We start from the raw sequence: 19,317 nt of genomic DNA, 5'->3' as shown, positions 1-19,317 counted from the left end.
GGCGCAAGGCTTAGCCTGCAAGAACCGCCGAATAGGTTTCACGCATCACGTTTTTCTGCACCTTGCCCATAGTGTTGCGCGGCAACTCGCCCACGATGATCACGCGCTTGGGCTGCTTAAATTTGGCGAGACTGTCAGCCACGCCTGCCTTCACTGATGCCTCATTCAAAGCGGCACCGTCTTGGCCTACAACCACAGCGACAACACCTTCCCCGAAATCTTCGTGCGGGACGCCGATGACGGCGCTTTCCAAAACGCCGGGCAGTTCGTCAATCACGCCCTCGACTTCTTTTGGGTAAACGTTGAAGCCACCTGTGATGATCAAGTCTTTGCCGCGTCCAACGATGGTCACATAGCCATCCGGGTCGATCATCGCGAGGTCGCCGGTGATGAACCAGCCATCCTCGCGCAGCTCTTCGGCGGTTTTCTCAGGCATCTGCCAATAGCCTGCGAAGACGTTATCGCCACGCACTTCAAGGACGCCAATTTCTCCGTCGGGCAGCATCTCACCCGAGGTCGGATCACACACTTTCACTTCAACACCCGGCAGCGGGAAACCCACCGTGCCCGCGCGACGCTCGCCGTCATAGGGGTTCGAGGTGTTCATGTTGGTTTCAGTCATGCCGTAGCGTTCAAGGATCGCGTGGCCTGTGACTTCGCGCCAGCGGTCATGGGTCTCGGCCAGCAACGGGGCCGAGCCGGAAACGAAAAGACGCATGTTCTTGGACGCCTTGGCCAATCGGTCATCTTTCAGCAGCCGTGTATAGAAGGTCGGAACGCCCATCATTGCGGTGGCATTTGGCATGGCGTCTATGATGGCTTCAGCATCAAATCCCGGCAAGAAGACCGCAGCCCCGCCCGCCATCAAGGTGACGTTGGTTGCCACGAACAGCCCATGTGTGTGGAAGATCGGAAGCGCGTGGATCAGTACATCCTTGTCTGTGAAACGCCAGTAATCCCGAAGAGTTTCGCTGTTCGACGCCAGCGCCCGGTGAGTCAGCATCGCGCCCTTCGACCGCCCCGTGGTGCCCGAAGTATAAAGGATTGCGGCAAGGTCCAGCGCCTCGCGCGCCACGGCTTCGAAGCCAGGTTCCTTAGCGTCACGGGCGGGAACCAGCGTTCCAGACTCACCAGGTCCGAGCGTTAGCACGTGCGCCACCCGCGCATCGTTGGCGACCGGGGTCAGGGCCTCGAGCTTGTCAGGCTCACACACGAATACACGCGGGGCGGCATCGCTCAGGAAGTACGCGACCTCGTCCGGCGTATAGGCCGTGTTCAACGGCAGGAACACACCACCAGCCAGCAATGTGCCCACGTAGAGCTCCAACATCGCAGGCTCTTTCGGGGCCTGCACGGCCACGCGGTCCCCCGGCGCGACGCCCAGCGCGACTAAGGCCGCTGCCATGCGTTCAGCATTTGCCCAGAAGTCCCCATAAGTTGTCACTTTGCCCGTGCGCCCATCTGTCAGGAAAATCGCCTCGTGACGCCCATCTGAGGCGCAAGAAATAGCATGGGCAAGGTGGTTCTGGTCGTACATGTCGGCTCTCCTGAAATCGGGTTTGGCTTAGCTTTTGCCAACCACAGGGTCAATCGGACCAAGTGGCCCACCCATCACCATTTCCACCGCACGCGCGGCGGCCAGAAGCTTCGCCTCACCACGCGGTGGGCCGATCAGTTGCAGCCCAACCGGCAGGCCTTTGTCGGACAGGTCAACTGGTACCGAAATCGCAGGCAGCCCGGCAACCGTTGGAAGGAATGCAAAGCGCAGCCAATCCATGTAGCCGGTCAGGGACTGTCCACCCACTTCGCGCACCCATTCCTCGGATTGCAGGTGGGGCATATTGCCAACCACCGGGCAGGCCAGCACGTCGAAGCGCTCTAAGAAAATGCGCATGTTGTCGTAGATCAGCGAGCGTGAGAGCTGCGCTTTGGCGATATCCTCAGCACTCAAGGACAAACCGAAGGCGAGGTTTTCAGCCAATGTCGGTTTGAAGTGCTGTGTCAGGCTTTTCGGTGCTTTAATGAAATTCGCCGCCCACATGCCACCACGGATCACGTGATAGGTACGTTCAAGGTCGGGCAGATCCGGACACGCTTCCTCAACCGTCGCCCCTGCGCCCACCATCGCCGCCATTGCCTTTGCAAGATAACGCGCCATGTCTGCATCCACTGGCGCAAAGCCACCCAGATCGGGGGCAAATGCAATGCGCAGTTTGGGATCAGCGCGCTGCACGGCGTCTTGAAAGGGAGTGTCGGGCGCAGGAAATGACAGCGGCGCACGTGGTTCAAACCCTGACATGGCATCCAGAAACAACGCGCAATCGGTGACCGAGCGCGCCATGGGACCCTGCACGCCTTCGCCAATGAACCCAACCACCGAACCGGATGCACAGCGTCCCGGGCTGGGGCGAAGTCCAACGATCCCACAATAGGCGGCAGGCGTGCGTAAACTGCCGCCATGGTCAGACCCGTGGCTAAGCCAGAGGGAACCCGTCGCCAAAGACACAGCCGCCCCGCCCGATGACCCGCCTGCATTCAATCGAGTGTCCCAAGGGTTAAACGTCGCGCCGTGAACCTCGTTGAACGTGTTGCCGCCTGCGCCGTATTCGGGCGTGTTGGTTTTGCCCATGATCAGGCCACCACGTGTTTCCAAACGGGTTACAATCGGATCACTGACTTTGGGAACAAACTCTGCCAGAGACTTTGTTCCATTCGTGGATCGCACCCCTTCAACAGCCGTCAAATCCTTGATCCCAATGGGCAATCCCGCCAACCAGCCAGGATGATCCGTATCGCCCGACAATGCTGACGCCGCCGCCCGTGCACGATCCGCGCAGATCACTGGAACCGCATTCACGTCCGGCTCGATCTGCGCCAATCGCGCCTCGGATGCGTCAATCAGATCCGCAGGCGACAGCTCGCCCTTACGCAACAGCGCCACAACCCCGTGCGCTTCCATTTTGCAAATGTCGGGTCCGGTGAATGTGGTCATGTGATGCTCCTCCGCCAATTCAGATGACCACAGACAACCCCCTGTGAAAAGATATGATTTCACTTGGAGCTGCCGCCGATTCCTCGCAAACTGGCGGCATGAAAACACTCAGCATTTGCATCCCCTATTTTTCCGGTTTCGGACATACCAAACGCATCGCAGAAACCATCGCTAAGGCCATCGGTAACGAAGCGCGATTATTGAATGTGGAAACTCTGACTGATGCGGATTGGCGTGCACTGGATCAGGCCGACGCGATCATCTTCGGCGCACCGACCTATATGGGCTCCGCGGCCTCGCGGTTTAGTCTGTTTTTAGAGGAGGTCGATACCCGCTGGGAGTACGGGTCGTGGAAAGACAAGTTCGCGGCAGGGTTCACCACAGCCATTCACCCGTCAGGAGACAAGCTGGCTGCACTACAACGCCTATCGATCTTTGCCGCCCAGATGGGCATGATCTGGGTCGGACCCACAGATATCGGCGCGCCGGTGAAACCTGACCGCCTCGGCCTGAACCGCGACGGCAGCTGGCTGGGTCTGATGGTGACAGAACAGCTGGGCGCGGACGACGATTTGCTGCCCGAAGATCTCGAGACCGCGCGCCGCTTTGGCCTGCGCGTTTTACATGCTACACAACGCTGGAACGGTCAGTAGCGGCCTTTGCGCGCAAGCTCGATCTGCGCATCCATCATCGACATTTCCTTCATGATGTCCGTGCGCCGCGTGCGGTCCCCCGTTTCGGCCAGTTCTTCGCGCAGACGTTTCAATTCTCGCGACAGACGCACAAATTCAGGGACTGCGCCGCTTTCTTGGACAAGACGGTTAAAAACCGCATTCTCTGGGTCATCCACCTTCGGCAGCGGCTTCCCTGCACCTTCGAGGTTATCGAAATCGCCAGCCTCTTCCGCTTCGCGGATTTTCTGTTCGATGAGGGTGCTTAACGGGTGATCCATGAGGCGATCTTACCCCAAGCATTAGACATGAAAAAGCCCCCGGCGCAAACGCGTCGGGGGCCTCTGGCAAGTCAGGGCTTGCTTATTTTTGGGTAATACGACCGTCCAGCATTGGTTTCACCGGACCCATCTTGGCCATGTATTCAGCGGTCACATCCGCCAGGTCCGGACCGAAGTCATAGGCATTCTGCGCGTCGCGAAACATTTTGTAGCCGTCACCACCGTTGCGCACATAGTTGTTGGACACAACGCCATAGACCTTTGCGGGGTCAATCGGCGAACCACCAACCATCACGTCAGAGATCCGGCTTCCCGGCTCTTTCGAGACGTCAAAGGCATAAGTCATACCGGCAACCTGCGGGAAGCGGCCTGCGCCTTCTTCATGCTGGCTGACGCCATTCTCAAGCGCCGCAATGATTGTCTCGCCGGTCACTTCGAAGGTCGACAGCGTGTTTTGGAACGGAAGCACGGTCAGCACTTCGCCCATGGTCACGTCGCCCGCATCAATTGAGGCACGGATGCCGCCACCATTTTGAATGGCGATCTCGACACCTTGATCCTTCACGCGGTCCAGCATTGCGTCTGCGATGATGTTGCCCATCGCGCATTCTACGGCGCGGCAGGACCCACGCTCGCCATCAATCGCTTCGGCAGTGTTTGCGACAACGCGGTTGCGGATTTCTTCTAGCGGGGCGGCTGCTTCGGCAATGCGGGCCTTGGTGGCTTCATGCTCATGTACACCGCCATCCATGATCAGCGGCTCGCCCTTGGCCTCAGTGATGTTGCCTTCATCGTCAAAGGTCACATTAAGCTCGCCCAGAAACTTGCCATAGGCATAGGCCGAGACAATCGCAGTTGAGCCGACCATGGTCGGGTAAGGGCCTTCCGCACGTTCGTTGGTGTTTGACAGAAGCGTGTTAGTGTGACCGCCCACGATCACGTCAACGCCGGTGGTTTCTGCGGCAACTTTCTGGTCGACACCATAACCCGAGTGGCTAAGCACGATGATTTTGTTCACTCCCATTTCGGTCAGTTTGTCTACTTCACCCTGTACGGCCTCGACCGGGTCGGTGAAGATAACATTCGGCCCCGGAGACGCGAGTTCATCGGTGTCTTGCGGCGTTAGACCGATCAGGCCAAGCTTTTCACCACCACGTTCGATCACAGTGGATTTCGCCAACTTTTCATGTAGCAGCGGCTCGCCCGAGACATCAGCATTGGACATCAGCACGGGGAAGTTCACCGCGTCCATGAAGCCACGCAAAACTTCTGGGCCATCGTCAAACTCGTGGTTGCCCACAGTCATCGCGTCGTAGCCCATTTGGTTCATCATCTCGGCAGCTAGCTTACCCTTATAGTAGGTATAGAAAAGCGTGCCTTGGAACTGATCGCCGCCATCAACAAGAATATAGTTATTTGTGCGCGACCGGGCTTCGTCGACCGCTGTTTGCAGACGAGCTGAACCACCAAAACACTTTCCTTCGGCGTTGTCTTCGGCCGAGCAGCCACTGTCATACTTACTGATCGGCTCGAAGCGCGCGTGGAAGTCATTGGTGTGAAGAACTGTCAGCGTGTAGTCCGCCGTCGCAGCCCCCGTTGTCACAGCCAACGCTGCGGCTGAAGTCAAAAGACGTTTAATCATGGGATCCCCCTGTCGGTTATACAATTTGAAGACGAGCGTGGCGTGAGTCGGCCTGTCTTGTCAAAACCCACGTGAACTGGTGGCGGATTAACGTAACGCGAAGATGACCGAAAATCCGTCGCAAAAGCCTACATTTGGCATCATCGCTTGACGCATGCAAAGCAACGCGGCACATGAGGGCCATGCAAATATACAAGATCCTTCGGGCTGCTGAATGGCAAGCCTTTAAGATGGCCGGAAAGACCACTGGTGCTCCTATCGATGTTCAAGACGGGTTCATCCATTTCTCGACCGCTGAACAGGTGCGCGAAACGGCCGCCAAACATTTCGCCAAGGAAGACGGGCTGGTCCTTGTCGCATTCGAAGCGGACGCCATGGGTGGGTTGCTGGAATGGGAGCCATCGCGTGGCGGCGCCCTATTCCCCCATCTTTACCGCGAATTGCTGTTGTCCGAGGTCTTGTGGGATCGCCCCCTGCCCTTCGAAGATCATGGCCATGTTTTCCCGGAGGATTTGGCATGAACCTAATTGAAAAAATTGCCCTAAAAGCCCTGCATCAGGTGGATCCTGAACGCTCGCATCACCTCGCGCTAATGGCGATGAAGGCGGGTGTGGTGCCAATGCCGGGGATCGTAACCTCGGACCGCCTAAAGACCACGTTTTGCGGGATGGAGATGACCAACCCCGTGGGTCTTGCCGCTGGGTATGATAAAAACGCCACCGTTGTGGATGCACTGACCCAAGCCGGGTTTGGCTTTGTCGAGGTTGGCGCCGTCACCCCGCGCCCGCAACCCGGCAATCCAAAACCGCGCCTGTTTCGCCTGACCGAAGATCAGGCGGTCATCAACCGGTTTGGCTTTAACAACGAAGGGATGGAGGCAGCTGCCGCCCGCCTGACCCGCCGCTCTCGCCAGCGTCCAGTGCCCGTTGGGCTGAACCTTGGCGCCAATAAAGACAGCGACGATCGCGCGGCGGACTACGTGAAGGTCTTCAATTGCTGCGGCCCGTTTGTGGATTTTGTGACGGTGAATGTCAGCTCGCCCAACACCGAAAAACTGCGTGACCTACAGGGTGCGGATGCGTTGCGCGGATTGCTTCAAGGCGTGCTGGATGCGCGCGGCGAACATGACAAATACACGCCGATCTTCCTGAAAATCGCCCCGGATCTAACAAATGACGAATTGGCAGAGGTCGCGGGCGTCGCGCAAGAGGTCAATGTGGACGCGGTGATTGCCACGAACACCACCTTGTCGCGCGAAGGTTTGAAAAGTGTACACAAAAACGAAGCTGGTGGCCTTTCTGGTCCGCCTTTGTATGAAAAGTCCACGCGCGTGCTGGCACGCCTGTCCGAACTGACCGATGGGAAAATGCCTTTGGTTGGTGTCGGCGGGATCGCCTCGGCTGAAGATGCCTATCAGAAGATCCGTGCCGGGGCCTCGGTCGTGCAGCTTTACTCTTCGCTCGCGTATCACGGGCTAAGCTTGGTTGAAGACATCGCACTTGGCATTGACGCACGGCTGGAACGTGATGGGTTCGCCAGCGTGGCGGATGCTGTCGGTACTGGACGAGGAGACTGGCTATGACCGAGATCTGGCATAATCCGCGCTGTTCAAAGTCGCGTCAGACACTGGCGCTTTTGGAAGAACGTGGCGAGGCGCTAACCGTGCGCCGCTATCTGGAAGACGCCCCGACCGAGGCCGAAATCCGCGCGGCCCTAGCGGCATTGGGCGTGACCCCGATTGCTATTACGCGCAAGGGCGAGAAGATCTTTAAAGAATTGGGACTGTCAGCGGATACACCCGATGACGATCTGATCGCGGCAATGGTCGCCCATCCGATTCTTGTGGAACGGCCCATTGTTCTGAAAGACGGTAAAGCCGCCATGGGCCGGCCACCGGAAAGCGTGTTGGATATCCTTTAAGAGAGATTAGGACGCCGCACGCTCCAGTGCCGGGTAACGCCAGCCAAGCGTCGCCCCGCGCGCGATGAACGATACCAGAAGGGCCACCCAAAGCCCGTGATTTCCAAGGCTCGGCATCAGTGCATAGACTGCTGCAAAGTAAATCACCGCAGAGATCACCATCATGTTGCGCATGTCGCCCGTGCGCGTGGCCCCGATGAAAATGCCGTCGAGCATCCAAGCGGGCCAACCCAAAAGTGGGGCCAGCACCATATAGGGCAGGAAAATGCGGGCGACTTGGCGCACTTCTTCTGCCGTTGTCATAACGTTGATGGCCCAACTTCCCAAAACCACGAAGCCCAGCGCCAATGCGCAGGAAATCCCCGCACCCCAGAAGCTCGACATCACCGATGCCCGCCTGAGTGCCACCCGGTTCTTGGCCCCAAGTGCTTGCCCGACAAAGGTTTCGGCTCCAAAGGCGAACCCATCCATTGCATATGCCGTGACATGCAAGAACTGCATCAACACCTGATTGGCCGCAAGCTCGGCATCCGACAGACCTGCGCCGTAGAACATGAAGCTGGTGAACACCGCCATCAGCAGAAGCGAGCGGATCAAGATGTCCGTATTCACCACCGCCATGTTTTTCAAGGTCGGCCCGTCCAACACACGCACCCAGTCGCGCCAAGCTGGGGACCCAAACATGTCACGGCAGAGCCAAAGCCCCAGCGCGCCGCCCGTGAACTCGGCGATCAGAGTGGCGATGGCCACGCCTTCGACGCCCCAGCCCAGTCCCAAGACGAACCACAGGTCTAACGCGATGTTTACGCCGTTCATGGCCACCTGAAGCACCAGCACGGCGCGTGCGCGTTCTAGCGCGATCAGCCAGCCGGTGAACGCATAGACCGAGATCGCAAAGGGGGCCCCCCAGATACGGATGGACATGTAGTCGCGCGCCATAGCCTCGACCTCGGGTGAGGCTGGGGCGAGTTGGAACGCCGCCCAGAAAAGCGGCAGTTGCAGAAGGATCAGTCCTAGCCCGCCGATGGCTGCGATCATCAGCGCGCGCGTCAGCATCGCGGCGACTTCGCCAGTCCGTCCGGCCCCATGGGCCTGCGCGGTCAATCCGGTTGTCCCCATGCGCAAGAAGCCGAACACCCAATAGAGGCTCGACAGGATCACCGCGCCAATGCCGACTGCCCCAATCGGAGCCGCCGTCCCCATTTGTCCAATCACGCCCGTGTCGACCAGCCCCAGAATGGGCACGGTCACATTGGACAGAACAATAGGGCCCGCGACCGCCAGAATGCGGCGATGGGTGAGAGAATTTGTCACGAGTTTGGCATCAGGAAATGCCCAGTGGCCTGCGCATAAAGTTTACCGCGTTGGTCCTGCCAGGCTTCCACATGAACGGACGCATAGCGCCGCCCCTGCCGTACTACGCGTGCACGCGCATAGGCGTCACGTGGCAAGCCCGAGCGCAGATAGTCGATGGAAAAATCAATCGTCTTTGGCAGGTAAGGCATGTTTTCCGGGCCAAGCGTTGTTGGGTCCAACACGCCGCTTTCCATATCTTCCCACAGTGTCGCCCAGCTAAGCTGGATAACCGCGGCCGTTTCCAAAAACGCCGCAGTCACACCGCCATGAATTGCGGGCAGAAGTGGATTGCCGATCAGTTTTTCGTCAAAGGGCAAGACAGCGGTCAGCTCGTCGCCATGTCGTTCGATCTTGATGCCAAGGAACTGCACATACGGAATGCCGTCGACCAGCCCTGCAAGGGCGACGTCGCGGCGTTGTTTCACCACTTCGACGGGCTCGGGACGTTTGCGTGATTGGCTCATGTGCTCGCCTCGCCTGTAATCTCGCTAGAGATTTCCGTCGAACGGCGCTTGGGGTCGCCATCTGCTGTGAACGCGCCAGTGGCGGTTGCCACGGGCCGACCCTCGTCTTCGTCCAACGCCACCGCACGCACAAACGCGACCGAGCGCGTGACATGATAGCACGTTGCCTTTGCGGTTATCTTTTGGCCGGGCGTTGCAGGACGCATGTAATCGATGCGCAGATCAATCGTGGCCGTAATTGCAGGCGCATTTGGATGGCTCATCACGGCAGACCCACAGCACGTATCCAGCAATGCCGACACAGCGCCGCCATGGATCACGCCTGTACGTGGGTCACCAATAAGCTTCTCGTCATACGGCAAGGACATCACGGCCTCGCCATCGCCCAAATCATCAAGCGTCATACCAAGCGCGCCGCAATGAGGGATCGCCTCGGTAAACTTCCGGGCAATCTCGGCTTTTTTCTCGGGGGTTAGTCCCTTGATCATGGGTGCGCCTCTTGCTTGTTGCTTGGCATATTTATTGGCGCTTGCAATCCCTGCGTCCAGACCCTACTTTCGCAATTAAGAATTATTCGCAATAAAAGTGACAAGATGAGCGACACAGCCTCCCTTACCGCCCCGATGGGCGTAATGCGCCCCAAACGCCTGATGGTTTTGGCGGCTTTCGTAGTTCTTGCTCTGGCTCCCGGCCATTTAGGAGAGCTGACACGCGAATTGATGACCGACGCCTATGTGCAGGTGTCTGTGTTCGTCGCCGCGACGCTGCTTTTGTTTTACGGGGCCGAACGGCTTTTCAACTTCGACATTGGCGAAGTTCTATCGAACGCAAAGCGCGCGCAAGTCCCGCTGGCCGCGCTGCTGGGCACCACACCGGGATGTGGCGGAGCCGTTGTTGTCGTTGCTGCTTATAGCTCAGGTCATGTTGGATTTGGCGCTGTGGTCGCGACACTGACTGCGACCATGGGTGACGCTGCATTCTTGTTGATCGCCACGCGCCCGGATGCCGCAATAGTGGTCCTTCCCTTGTCTTTGGCTGTTGGCATCTTGTCGGGTTGGCTGGTGGACTATTTCCACACAGTGGAATACCGCGCCTCGACCTTGGCAAGCTGCGAGTTGGCCCCATTAATTGGGAAAACCCGCCCACAAGACATCGCATATCTGTTGCTGGCAATCCCCGGCTTCTATGTCGGCGCCATGCAACTTGGCCAGATCGATGTCAGCCACATGTTTGGCCTTCCAATCATGTATCTGGCACTTATTGGCACTTTCCTTGGGTTGACCATGTGGGCGACCTCTAAAGTCTCGGCCATGACAAACGCCAAAGACAGCCCCGTCACGCGTATGGCTGAAGAGACCAGCTTTATCTCGGTCTGGGTGATCGGTGCCTATCTGGCCTATGACTATGTGGCCGAGTTTGGCGGGCTCGACCTTGAACTTCTGTTCCAATCCGTCGCTCCGCTTTTGCCGCTGATGGGCGTTCTGATCGGGCTGGTCCCCGGATGCGGACCGCAGGTACTGGTCACCACGCTTTACCTGAATGGCGTCATCCCCTTCGCGGCACTGATGGGGAACGCCGTGTCAAACGACGGGGATGCACTTTTCCCCGCCATTGCGCTGAACCCGAAAGCTGCGATCTATGCGACGCTCTATTCCACCATCCCGGCGATGATCCTGGCCTATGCGTTCTATTTCTTGGCTCCAGGCTTCATGAACTAACATCCGAGCGAATTGGGTGGTTCTACTGAATTGCACCGACGCGCGCGCTCCTTTACGGTTGGGTGAAGACCAACCAAGGGGGGCGCGATGTCCGAGGACCGGCTGACATTCAAAGAAATGTGCGCAAAGTTCGACGTAACCCCGCGTACGCTTAGATATTATGAGTATATCGAGCTTCTGAATCCCGAGAAGGAAGGTCGCTCTCGGTTCTACACCCCGCGCGAAGTTGCCCGCATGACGCTGATTCTGCGAGGGCGGCGTTTTGGCTTTTCATTGGAAGAGCTGCGCCAGTGGCTTTTGATCTATGATGAAAAAGGTACGGACGCCCAAAACCGCGCATGGGTCGATTTGGCGGACCGCCAGCTCAAGGCGCTTCGCGAACAGCAAGAAGAGCTGGTGGAAAGTATTACCGATCTTCAAAAACTGCGCGATGACGTGGCTTCAGGTCTAAGCTGAAGCAGGCAATACAACTGCGATTCGAGGTAGATCTGCCGTAAAGGCAGCCGCACTGGTGAATTTCATGAATTCACCGGCAAATCTTTGCTTCCCCTAGGTCAGCCGATTTTCGTTTGAAAATCAAATCGTTGCCGTTCCCCTTTCAAAACAGGCTTTACGCCACGACAAGAAAGGACGCGACGTCACGTTACATTTACGTAAACGTCAACCTATATAGTACACAGACCTGGTCAGATGTTCGGCCAGTGTCGGAATGTATGGAGTATCGAATGACCGACGACCTTATGACCATTCGTCAAATGTGCGATGCGTTCGACGTGACCGCGCGCACGCTTCGCTTTTATGAAGCAAAAGAGCTGCTTTCCCCTATCCGGGAAGGCCAGAAGCGACTGTTCACCAAACGCGATCGCGCGCGCCTGAAGCTGATTCTGCGCGGCAAACGTTTTGGTTTTGCACTGGAAGAAATCCGCCAGCTCTTGGACCTCTACGATATGGGGGACCAACAACAGACCCAGCTTATGCGCACCGTCGAGGTCGCACGCGGGCATCTGGAAGGCCTGAAGCGCCAACGAGAAGAGCTGACGGATGCAATCGCCGATCTGACAGAGCAACTGGAATGGGCGGATAAGAAAATCGCCTCATTCGACGAATAATGTGAACACCAGAAAGGACGCTTGAACATGCCCAGCTATACCGCGCCCACCAAAGACATGGCTTTCCTGTTGCACGATGTGCTTAAGGCCGATCAATCGGATATCCCCGGTTACGCCGATCTTGAACCCGACTTTACCAGCGCTGTGCTGGAAGAAGCCGGCAAGGTGGCAAGCGAGGTTCTGACCCCGCTGAATGTTGTGGGTGATCAGGAAGGCTGTCGGCTGGAAAACGGTGTGGTTTACACGCCCACGGGTTTCAAGGACGCTTTCGAGCAAATGAAAGAAGGCGGCTGGACCGGTCTGGACATGCCAGAAGAATTCGGCGGCCAGAACATGCCAGTTCTGCTCGGAACCGCGGTGGGCGAGATGTTTTCCGCCGCGAACCAGGCTTTCACAATGTATCAGGGCCTGACCCACGGAGCGGCGTCGGCCATTCTGGCGCATGGCACGGACGAGCAAAAAGCAACCTATCTGCCCAAGATGGTCAGCTGTGAATGGACCGGCACCATGAACCTGACGGAACCGCATTGCGGCACCGATCTGGGCCTGATGCGCACCAAAGCGGAACCGCAGGACGATGGGTCTTTCAAAATCTCGGGCCAGAAGATCTTTATCTCTGCCGGTGACCACGACATGTCGGACAACGTCATTCACCTTGTACTGGCAAAGATTCCCGGCGGTCCGGAAGGAATCAAAGGTGTGTCGCTGTTCATCGTACCGAAGTTCAACGTGAACGATGATGGCTCGGTTGGTGCGCGTAACGGTGTCTCGGTTGGCAATATTGAACACAAGATGGGCATCCACGGAAACTCGACCTGCGTCATGAACTATGACGAAGCGACGGGTTATCTGCTGGGCACGGAACACAAAGGCATGCGTGCCATGTTCACCATGATGAACGAAGCACGTCTGGGCGTGGCCATGCAGGGTCTGGCACAGGCAGAGGCTGCGTATCAAAACGCGGTGATCTACGCCAAAGACCGCCTGCAAGGACGTGATGTGACCGGCGTGAAGAACCCCGATGGCCCGGCCGATCCGCTGATCGTACACCCGGACATCCGCCGTTCACTAATGGATCAGAAAAGCTTCTGTGAAGGCGCGCGTGCGTTCCTTCTGTGGGGGGCGCAGCTGATCGACCAAGCGCATCGCTCGGAAGACAAAGACGCAGATGGGCTGATCAGCTTGATGACCCCGGTTCTGAAAGGCTTCCTAACCGATCAGGGCTACGACATGACCGTGCTGGCACAGCAGGTCTATGGCGGCCACGGCTATATCGAAGAACATGGCATGAGCCAGTTCACCCGCGATGCCCGCATTACACAGATCTATGAAGGTGCAAACGGCGTTCAGGCGCTGGACCTTGTGGGCCGCAAGCTGGCTGCCGATGGTGGCAAGCCGATCATGGCGTTCTTCGAGATGGTGAAATCCTATTGCAAAGAGCAGGATAGCGACGAGATGAAAGACTTCATCGAACCGCTGAAAACGGCGTCGAAGCACCTGCAAGCCTCGGCCATGTATTTCATGCAATCTGCTGCGAAGAACCCTAACAATGCACTGGCTGGGTCCTATGACTTCATGCACCTCTTTGGTCATGTCTGCCTTGGCTACATGTGGGCGCGTCAGGCACGTGCAGCACTGGACGCTTTGGCAACTGGCGAAGGCGACGTAGCGTTTTACGAGACCAAGCTGACCACAGCGCGCTACTATATGGCACGCCGCCTGCCCGCCACGTCCATGCATCTGTCACGGATCGAAAGCGGTGCGGACACTGTCATGGCCTTGGACGCAGACGCGTTCTGATCCGGGTGAACATGTAAGGAGAGATCATGCCGAAACGTTTCAAGCTGACCCGCCGCTTCCCCTGCGCAATGACAGAGGAGGGCTATCGCCGGCTGAAACGTTTCGCGCAGAGTGCAGGGCTTGATGAAAATGAAGCTCTGTCATTTCTCTTCGAACACTTTGACAGCGTGACAAACCAAGAAAATCTGGATGCGCGCCTGTGCCTGTTCACCGCCGAACTCGACGCACGCAAACGCTGAAACAACATCTCTGGGAGGGGACGCCATGACGATCAAACTCTACTGCTTCGGCGAAAGTGGAAATGCCTATAAGGCCGCACTTGCGCTTGAACTGTCCGGCCTTGAATGGGAGCCGGTCTTCGTTGATTTCTTTGGTGGCGAAACGCGCACTCCTGAGTTTCGCGAACTAAACCCAATGGGCGAAGTGCCCGTTTTGATCGACGGGGACGTGACGCTGACCCAATCCGGCGTGATGCAGGATTATGTCGCTTCGAAATCTGGAAAGTTGGGCGGACGCAGCGCGGCTGAGCGGCGCGAAATTTTGCGCTGGCAGTTTTGGGACAATCATAAAATGTCCTCGACCGCTGGGCTGACCCGGTTCCTGATGAACTTCCTGCCCGAAGACAAACGCCCACAAGAGGTGATCGCCTTCAATCAGGCGCGCCTCAAATCCGCATACCAAGTACTGGAAAACGAGCTTTCTGACCGTGATTGGCTGGTTGGTGACCAACTGACCATCGCTGACATCTCGTGCTGCGGATACCTGTATTATCCCGAACCCTTCGGCTTTGACCGCGCCGAATGGCCCACAATTGACGCCTGGCTGACCCGGATCTCGGAAACGCCCGGCTGGAAACACCCCTATGACCTGATGCCCGGTTCCCCTGCGGACCGCGCGTGATTTCGAAAGGATCAATGATGACCGACGCCTATATCTATGACGCCGTGCGCACCCCGCGTGGCAAAGGCAAAAAAGACGGCACTTTGCACGAAGTGACAGCCGTTCGCCTGTCTTCCATTGCGCTGAACGCGCTGAAAGAGCGTAACAACCTTGAAGGCCACGCCGTTGAGGATGTGATCTGGGGCAACGTGACCCAAGTGGGTGAACAAGGTGCCTGTCTGGCCCGTTCATCGGTGCTGTATTCCGATCTGGACGAGCGTATTCCTGGCGTGTCGATCAACCGCTTCTGCGCCTCGGGTTTGGAAGCTGTAAACATGGCGGCCAACCAAGTTCGTGGTGGGGCGGGTGACGCCTACATCGCTGGTGGCGTGGAAAGCATGAGCCGCGTGCCAATGGGCATGGATGGTGGCGCGATCGCTGCTGATCCGCATCTGGCGATGAAGGCTTACTTCGTGCCCCAGGGCATCTCGGCTGACATCATTGCGACCGAATACGGGTTCTCGCGCGACGACTGTGACGCCTATGCTGTGGAAAGCCAAAAACGCGCAGCAGCTGCCCGTGCGGGTGGCCGGTTCAAGTCGATCGTCCCCGTCACTGATCAGAACGGCCTGACCGTGATGGAACAGGACGAGATGATCCGCGAAACCACGATGCAAACGCTGGGCGGATTGAACCCATCGTTCCAGATGATGGGCGAACAGATGCCCGGCTTTGATGCCGTGGCTCTGCTGAAATACCCGCATCTGGAAAAGATCAACCACGTGCACCACGCCGGTAACTCGTCGGGTATTGCCGATGGGTCTGCTGCGATCCTGATCGGCAACAAGGAGTTCGGCGAGCGTCACGGCCTGAAACCACGCGCGCGCGTTAAGGCGACGTCTAAAGTCGGCACCGATCCAACGATCATGCTAACCGGCCCGGTCCCCGCGACCGAGCGTGTGTTGCAAGCAGCTGGCATGAAATTCGGCGACATCGACCTGTTTGAAGTGAACGAAGCCTTCGCATCCGTCGTGCTGCGCTTCATTCAAGCCTTCGACGCGGACACCAACAAGGTGAACGTGAACGGCGGCGCGATTGCCATGGGCCACCCGCTGGGAGGCACTGGCGCCATGATCCTCAGCGCGCTTCTGGACGAGATGGAGCGTACCGACAAGGAAACCGGTCTGGCCACGCTTTGCATCGGCTCGGGCATGGGTGCCGCAACCATCATCGAACGCGTGTAAGGAGACGTAACAATGGCTGATTTTCACTATTCCGTGGACGCCGACGGCGTCGCCACCATCGCTTGGGATGTTCCTGGCAAAAGCATGAACGTGCTGTCCTATGCTGCGCTTGAAGAACTGAACGGGCATGTCGACACTGTGCTGTCCGACGACAACGTGAAGGGCGCAATCATCACTTCGGCAAAGAAAGACTTTGCTGGCGGGATGGACCTGAACGTGATCGCTCAGATGAAAAGCGACGCGGGCGACAACCCTGCCAAGGGCCTGTTTGACGGCATCATGTCGATGCACGGCGCGCTGCGCAAGATTGAGCGCGCGGGTATGGACCCCAAGACCAACAAAGGCGGCAAGCCGATTGTCGCCGCCCTTCCCGGCATCGCGCTTGGCATCGGTCTGGAGATCCCGCTGGCCTGTCACCGCATCATTGCGGCGGACAACCCGAAGGCCAAGATCGGCCTGCCTGAGATCATGGTCGGCATCTTCCCGGGCGCAGGCGGCACCACGCGCCTTGTGCGCAAGATGGGTGCAATGGCAGCGGCCCCCTTCCTGCTGGAAGGCAAGACCGTATCACCCGACAAAGCCAAATCCGCTGGCCTAATTGATGAAGTTGTTCCGGCTGACGAGTTGCAAGCCCGCGCGAAAGAGTGGGTTTTGAACGCAACCGACACGGACATCGTGAAACCGTGGGACGCCAAGGGCTATAAGATGCCCGGCGGCGCACCCTATCACCCCGCAGGGTTCCAGACCTTCGTTGGTGCAGCCGCGATGATCCACGGAAAGACCAATGGCGTCTATCCGGCGGCAAAGGCCCTGCTGGCGGCGGTCTATGAAGGTGCGATGGTACCCTTTGACGACGCGCTGCGCGTGGAATGTCGCTGGTTCGTGAACGTGCTGATGAATCCTTCCTCGTCTGCCATGATCCGCTCGCTGTTCATCAACAAGCAGGCTCTGGAAAAAGGCGCTGTGCGTCCGAAAGATGTCGACGACCAATCGGTCAAGAAAGTCGGCGTTCTGGGCGCAGGCATGATGGGGGCCGGCATCGCGCTGGTATCCGCCATGGCTGGAATGGAAGTCGTCCTGATCGACCAAACGCAGGAAGCCGCAGATCGCGGCAAAGCGTATTCCGAAGGCTATTTGGACAAGGGCATCGCTCGCAAGAAAGCCACCCCCGAGAAGAAAGAGGCCGTGCTGTCGGCAATCACCGCGACCACCGATCTGGAGGCGCTGAAGGGTGCCGACCTGATCATCGAAGCGGTCTTTGAAGACGTGGGCGTGAAAGCCGAGATGACCAAGAAGGTTGAGGCCGTGGTTGGCCCCGATTGCATCTATGCCACCAACACCTCGACCCTGCCGATCACCGAGCTGGCCAAGGCGTCTGAACGTCCCGACCAGTTCATCGGCATCCACTTCTTCTCGCCGGTTGAACGCATGATGCTGGTCGAGATCATCAAGGGCAAAGAGACTGGTGGTCGTGCGGTCGCCAAAGCGCTCGACTATGTGCGCCAGATCCGCAAAACGCCAATTGTCGTGAACGACGCGCGCTTCTTCTACTGCAACCGCTGCATCATTCCGTACATCAACGAAGGCATGCGCATGGTTGGTGAAGGCGTCTCGCCTGCACTGGTCGAAGGCGCTGCGAAACTGCTGGGCTTCCCGGTTGGGCCGCTGCAACTGGTCGACGAAACTTCGATCGATTTGGGCGTGAAAATCGCTAAGGCGACGAAAGCCGCCATGGGCGACGCGTACCCCGACGCAGCAGTCGACGATATCATCTTCTGGATGGCTGACGAAGGTCGCTTGGGCCGCAAGTCAAACGCTGGTTTCTATAACTACGATGAAAAGGGCAAGCGCACCGGTCTGTGGGAAGGACTTGGCGACAAGTTCCCGCTGGCAGACGATCAGCCCGACCTGACCGAGGTGAAGCATCGCCTGATGATGAGCCAGGTTCTGGAAGCCGTCCGCGCGCTGGAAGAAGGCGTGCTGGAAGACATCCGCGAAGGCGACGTGGGCGCGATCCTGGCGTGGGGCTTTGCCCCTTGGTCGGGTGGTCCGTTTAGCTGGCTGGATATGATCGGCGCAGGCAAAGCGGTCGAGATCTGCGACGGCCTGACCGACGCTAACGGCGCGCGATTCACAACACCTTCGCTTCTGCGTGATCTGGCCGAAAAAGGTGACACCTTCTATGGCCGTTTTGACAGCGCGTCTGAAGCTGCCTGATAAAAAGACAAAGAACGGCCCGGTGAACTCCGGGCCGTTTTCTTTTGCCCGTCTGTTTTCTTAACCCTGTCGTGAGCGTATCGAAATCACGACACCTGACACGACGATCAAAGCCATCCCTATGATGGCGTTGAACCGGATCGGCTCTCCATACAGCAGCAAGCTCCAAACAGCAGCGAAGGGAAGCATCGAGTACTCGTAGACGGATACCTGTGCCGCATCCGCCAGTTGATAGGCACGAAACAGCAGTCCAACTGCCAAAAGCGATCCAAAGGCCTGCGCGGCAATCAACAGCCAAGACCATGCTGTTGGCCAGACAAAGCCTCGCAAAAGATAGCCGGGATCGGTTCCATCTTCTGCCGAAACGGCCAAATTTAGGATCAGCGAGCCGATCAAGCCAAATAGGCCCAGCCAAAGGAAAAAGAAAAACAACATGGCCGCGGCACTTTCACCTTCACACCACTGGCGCGTTGCGATCGAACCGATCGCATAGATCACTCCGGCGGCGATCGGGACCAATGCGATCAGGCTCAGACCATCTTCAAACGGGTTGAGCACGATCAGAACGCCTGCAAAGCCAATCAACGCCGCCGCCATTCGCGTCATACCAATGGGCTTCCCCAGGAATATGGCTGAGATCAGCATGACCCAGATCGGGGCCGTGAACAGCCCTGCCGCGACTTGCCCCACAGGCAAAAAGCCAAGACATCCAAAATAGATGAGTATCGCAAATGCCGCCAATCCTCCCCGCAGCATAACAGCCCATTTGCGGATTGCCCGCATATTGACCCAACCCATTGCAGAGATCCCGACAAGAAACGGCAGCGCGATGAGTGAGCGAAACAGATGAAATTGCCACAATCCAACATCTGGTGCGATCTGGCGGACCAAATTGTCAAAGAAGCCCAGCAAGAACATCGTTGCGATGATCAAACCGGCCGCGACCATAGGCTTATCCGCCGTCATGTCGTTTTCCTTCCTTAAAAAAGCGCACCACGCCATTGACCACAGTGGGTATCGTAAG

General features: G+C 57.7%; 20 protein-coding genes. 12 read left to right on the top strand and 8 right to left on the bottom strand.

What is annotated here, in order from left to right:
- Positions 1 to 10: 10 nt before the first annotated feature.
- Together MWU55_RS06430 and MWU55_RS06425 are read right to left on the bottom strand one after the other, a co-directional pair.
- Complete coding sequence (locus MWU55_RS06430) at positions 11 to 1,537, bottom strand: malonyl-CoA synthase (protein WP_246935065.1); 1,527 nt, start codon at positions 1,535 to 1,537, stop codon at positions 11 to 13.
- Positions 1,538 to 1,564: 27 nt separating this feature from the next.
- Positions 1,565 to 2,992, bottom strand: coding sequence for an amidase family protein (locus MWU55_RS06425; RefSeq protein WP_246935063.1), 1,428 nt, complete (start codon positions 2,990 to 2,992; stop codon positions 1,565 to 1,567).
- Positions 2,993 to 3,045: 53 nt separating this feature from the next.
- On the opposite strand from MWU55_RS06425, the gene MWU55_RS06420 reads away from it, so the two are divergent.
- The gene (locus MWU55_RS06420; protein ID WP_246935062.1) at positions 3,046 to 3,645 is read left to right on the top strand and encodes a flavodoxin family protein; all 600 of its coding nucleotides are present in this window, start codon (positions 3,046 to 3,048) and stop codon (positions 3,643 to 3,645) included.
- On the opposite strand, the gene MWU55_RS06415 is transcribed toward MWU55_RS06420, so the two are convergent.
- On the bottom strand, positions 3,639 to 3,944 hold the full coding sequence (locus MWU55_RS06415; protein ID WP_246935061.1) for a DUF1992 domain-containing protein: 306 nt from the start codon (positions 3,942 to 3,944) through the stop codon (positions 3,639 to 3,641). The two genes, MWU55_RS06420 and MWU55_RS06415, sit on opposite strands and share 7 nt — an antisense overlap.
- Before the next feature lie 82 nt (positions 3,945 to 4,026).
- Complete coding sequence (locus tag MWU55_RS06410; RefSeq protein WP_246935060.1) at positions 4,027 to 5,586, bottom strand: bifunctional metallophosphatase/5'-nucleotidase; 1,560 nt, start codon at positions 5,584 to 5,586, stop codon at positions 4,027 to 4,029.
- A 182-nt stretch (positions 5,587 to 5,768) separates the two neighbouring features.
- On the opposite strand from MWU55_RS06410, the gene MWU55_RS06405 reads away from it, so the two are divergent.
- The 3 genes from MWU55_RS06405 to arsC are packed head-to-tail and all read left to right on the top strand — an operon-like array spanning position 5,769 to position 7,506.
- On the top strand, positions 5,769 to 6,107 hold the full coding sequence (locus MWU55_RS06405) for a DUF952 domain-containing protein (protein ID WP_246935057.1): 339 nt from the start codon (positions 5,769 to 5,771) through the stop codon (positions 6,105 to 6,107).
- Complete coding sequence (locus tag MWU55_RS06400; RefSeq protein WP_246935054.1) at positions 6,104 to 7,168, top strand: quinone-dependent dihydroorotate dehydrogenase; 1,065 nt, start codon at positions 6,104 to 6,106, stop codon at positions 7,166 to 7,168. Before MWU55_RS06405 ends, MWU55_RS06400 begins: the two co-directional genes overlap by 4 nt.
- A complete protein-coding gene (gene arsC, locus MWU55_RS06395) occupies positions 7,165 to 7,506 on the top strand; it encodes an arsenate reductase (glutaredoxin) (protein WP_246935052.1) in 342 nt (113 codons plus the stop codon). The genes MWU55_RS06400 and arsC overlap by 4 nt, the downstream gene beginning before the upstream one ends.
- A 6-nt stretch (positions 7,507 to 7,512) precedes the next feature.
- Here the strand turns inward: arsC and MWU55_RS06390 are convergent, their stop codons facing one another.
- Genes MWU55_RS06390 through MWU55_RS06380 form a run of 3 tightly spaced genes read right to left on the bottom strand, consistent with a single transcriptional unit; the run spans position 7,513 to position 9,814 of the window.
- Positions 7,513 to 8,820: an MATE family efflux transporter gene (locus tag MWU55_RS06390; protein WP_246935050.1), complete on the bottom strand. Its 1,308-nt coding sequence runs from the start codon at positions 8,818 to 8,820 to the stop codon at positions 7,513 to 7,515.
- A complete protein-coding gene (locus MWU55_RS06385; protein ID WP_246935049.1) occupies positions 8,817 to 9,326 on the bottom strand; it encodes a PaaI family thioesterase in 510 nt (169 codons plus the stop codon). The genes MWU55_RS06390 and MWU55_RS06385 overlap by 4 nt, the downstream gene beginning before the upstream one ends.
- Complete coding sequence (locus tag MWU55_RS06380) at positions 9,323 to 9,814, bottom strand: PaaI family thioesterase (protein WP_246935047.1); 492 nt, start codon at positions 9,812 to 9,814, stop codon at positions 9,323 to 9,325. The genes MWU55_RS06385 and MWU55_RS06380 overlap by 4 nt, the downstream gene beginning before the upstream one ends.
- Before the next feature lie 105 nt (positions 9,815 to 9,919).
- On the opposite strand from MWU55_RS06380, the gene MWU55_RS06375 reads away from it, so the two are divergent.
- From MWU55_RS06375 to MWU55_RS06340, 8 genes are all read left to right on the top strand, one after another.
- Complete coding sequence (locus tag MWU55_RS06375) at positions 9,920 to 11,044, top strand: putative manganese transporter (RefSeq protein WP_246935045.1); 1,125 nt, start codon at positions 9,920 to 9,922, stop codon at positions 11,042 to 11,044.
- Between the two features lie 87 nt (positions 11,045 to 11,131).
- Positions 11,132 to 11,500, top strand: a complete 369-nt coding sequence (locus MWU55_RS06370; RefSeq protein WP_246935043.1) for a MerR family DNA-binding transcriptional regulator — start codon at positions 11,132 to 11,134, stop codon at positions 11,498 to 11,500.
- 269 nt (positions 11,501 to 11,769) lie between these two features.
- On the top strand, positions 11,770 to 12,153 hold the full coding sequence (locus tag MWU55_RS06365) for a MerR family DNA-binding transcriptional regulator (RefSeq protein ID WP_246935042.1): 384 nt from the start codon (positions 11,770 to 11,772) through the stop codon (positions 12,151 to 12,153).
- A 27-nt stretch (positions 12,154 to 12,180) separates the two neighbouring features.
- Complete coding sequence (locus tag MWU55_RS06360; RefSeq protein ID WP_246935040.1) at positions 12,181 to 13,953, top strand: acyl-CoA dehydrogenase C-terminal domain-containing protein; 1,773 nt, start codon at positions 12,181 to 12,183, stop codon at positions 13,951 to 13,953.
- Between the two features lie 26 nt (positions 13,954 to 13,979).
- Positions 13,980 to 14,192 (top strand): hypothetical protein, encoded by a 213-nt coding sequence (locus MWU55_RS06355; protein WP_246935037.1) that lies wholly within the window; start codon positions 13,980 to 13,982, stop codon positions 14,190 to 14,192.
- Between the two features lie 25 nt (positions 14,193 to 14,217).
- The gene (locus MWU55_RS06350) at positions 14,218 to 14,853 is read left to right on the top strand and encodes a glutathione S-transferase family protein (protein ID WP_246935035.1); all 636 of its coding nucleotides are present in this window, start codon (positions 14,218 to 14,220) and stop codon (positions 14,851 to 14,853) included.
- Positions 14,854 to 14,870: 17 nt separating this feature from the next.
- Positions 14,871 to 16,076 carry an acetyl-CoA C-acetyltransferase gene (locus MWU55_RS06345; RefSeq protein ID WP_246935033.1) on the top strand — a complete coding sequence of 402 codons (1,206 nt, stop codon included), beginning with the start codon at positions 14,871 to 14,873 and terminating at the stop codon, positions 16,074 to 16,076.
- A 12-nt stretch (positions 16,077 to 16,088) separates the two neighbouring features.
- Positions 16,089 to 18,293 carry a 3-hydroxyacyl-CoA dehydrogenase NAD-binding domain-containing protein gene (locus MWU55_RS06340; RefSeq protein ID WP_246935031.1) on the top strand — a complete coding sequence of 735 codons (2,205 nt, stop codon included), beginning with the start codon at positions 16,089 to 16,091 and terminating at the stop codon, positions 18,291 to 18,293.
- Between the two features lie 60 nt (positions 18,294 to 18,353).
- Here MWU55_RS06340 and MWU55_RS06335 read toward each other — a convergent pair whose 3' ends face one another.
- Positions 18,354 to 19,259, bottom strand: a complete 906-nt coding sequence (locus MWU55_RS06335) for a DMT family transporter (RefSeq protein WP_246935030.1) — start codon at positions 19,257 to 19,259, stop codon at positions 18,354 to 18,356.
- Positions 19,260 to 19,317: the final 58 nt, after the last annotated feature.

Origin of the sequence: Aliiroseovarius sp. F20344, from assembly GCF_023016155.1 — a bacterium.
Lineage (GTDB): Bacteria > Pseudomonadota > Alphaproteobacteria > Rhodobacterales > Rhodobacteraceae > Aliiroseovarius.
The sequence above is the reverse complement of the archived record's forward strand: the minus strand, read 5'-3'. Positions and strand labels throughout refer to the sequence as shown.

What these genes read in the sequence shown, in the direction of transcription:
- MWU55_RS06430 (WP_246935065.1), bottom strand. Translation starts at nt 1,537, where the DNA reads ATGTACGACCAGAACCACCTTGCCCATGCTATTTCTTGCGCCTCAGAT.
- MWU55_RS06425 (WP_246935063.1), bottom strand. Translation starts at nt 2,992, where the DNA reads ATGACCACATTCACCGGACCCGACATTTGCAAAATGGAAGCGCACGGG.
- MWU55_RS06420 (WP_246935062.1), top strand. Translation starts at nt 3,046, where the DNA reads ATGATTTCACTTGGAGCTGCCGCCGATTCCTCGCAAACTGGCGGCATG.
- MWU55_RS06415 (WP_246935061.1), bottom strand. Translation starts at nt 3,944, where the DNA reads ATGGATCACCCGTTAAGCACCCTCATCGAACAGAAAATCCGCGAAGCG.
- MWU55_RS06410 (WP_246935060.1), bottom strand. Translation starts at nt 5,586, where the DNA reads ATGATTAAACGTCTTTTGACTTCAGCCGCAGCGTTGGCTGTGACAACG.
- MWU55_RS06405 (WP_246935057.1), top strand. Translation starts at nt 5,769, where the DNA reads ATGCAAATATACAAGATCCTTCGGGCTGCTGAATGGCAAGCCTTTAAG.
- MWU55_RS06400 (WP_246935054.1), top strand. Translation starts at nt 6,104, where the DNA reads ATGAACCTAATTGAAAAAATTGCCCTAAAAGCCCTGCATCAGGTGGAT.
- arsC (WP_246935052.1), top strand. Translation starts at nt 7,165, where the DNA reads ATGACCGAGATCTGGCATAATCCGCGCTGTTCAAAGTCGCGTCAGACA.
- MWU55_RS06385 (WP_246935049.1), bottom strand. Translation starts at nt 9,326, where the DNA reads ATGAGCCAATCACGCAAACGTCCCGAGCCCGTCGAAGTGGTGAAACAA.
- MWU55_RS06380 (WP_246935047.1), bottom strand. Translation starts at nt 9,814, where the DNA reads ATGATCAAGGGACTAACCCCCGAGAAAAAAGCCGAGATTGCCCGGAAG.
- MWU55_RS06375 (WP_246935045.1), top strand. Translation starts at nt 9,920, where the DNA reads ATGAGCGACACAGCCTCCCTTACCGCCCCGATGGGCGTAATGCGCCCC.
- MWU55_RS06370 (WP_246935043.1), top strand. Translation starts at nt 11,132, where the DNA reads ATGTCCGAGGACCGGCTGACATTCAAAGAAATGTGCGCAAAGTTCGAC.
- MWU55_RS06365 (WP_246935042.1), top strand. Translation starts at nt 11,770, where the DNA reads ATGACCGACGACCTTATGACCATTCGTCAAATGTGCGATGCGTTCGAC.
- MWU55_RS06360 (WP_246935040.1), top strand. Translation starts at nt 12,181, where the DNA reads ATGCCCAGCTATACCGCGCCCACCAAAGACATGGCTTTCCTGTTGCAC.
- MWU55_RS06355 (WP_246935037.1), top strand. Translation starts at nt 13,980, where the DNA reads ATGCCGAAACGTTTCAAGCTGACCCGCCGCTTCCCCTGCGCAATGACA.
- MWU55_RS06350 (WP_246935035.1), top strand. Translation starts at nt 14,218, where the DNA reads ATGACGATCAAACTCTACTGCTTCGGCGAAAGTGGAAATGCCTATAAG.
- MWU55_RS06345 (WP_246935033.1), top strand. Translation starts at nt 14,871, where the DNA reads ATGACCGACGCCTATATCTATGACGCCGTGCGCACCCCGCGTGGCAAA.
- MWU55_RS06340 (WP_246935031.1), top strand. Translation starts at nt 16,089, where the DNA reads ATGGCTGATTTTCACTATTCCGTGGACGCCGACGGCGTCGCCACCATC.
- MWU55_RS06335 (WP_246935030.1), bottom strand. Translation starts at nt 19,259, where the DNA reads ATGACGGCGGATAAGCCTATGGTCGCGGCCGGTTTGATCATCGCAACG.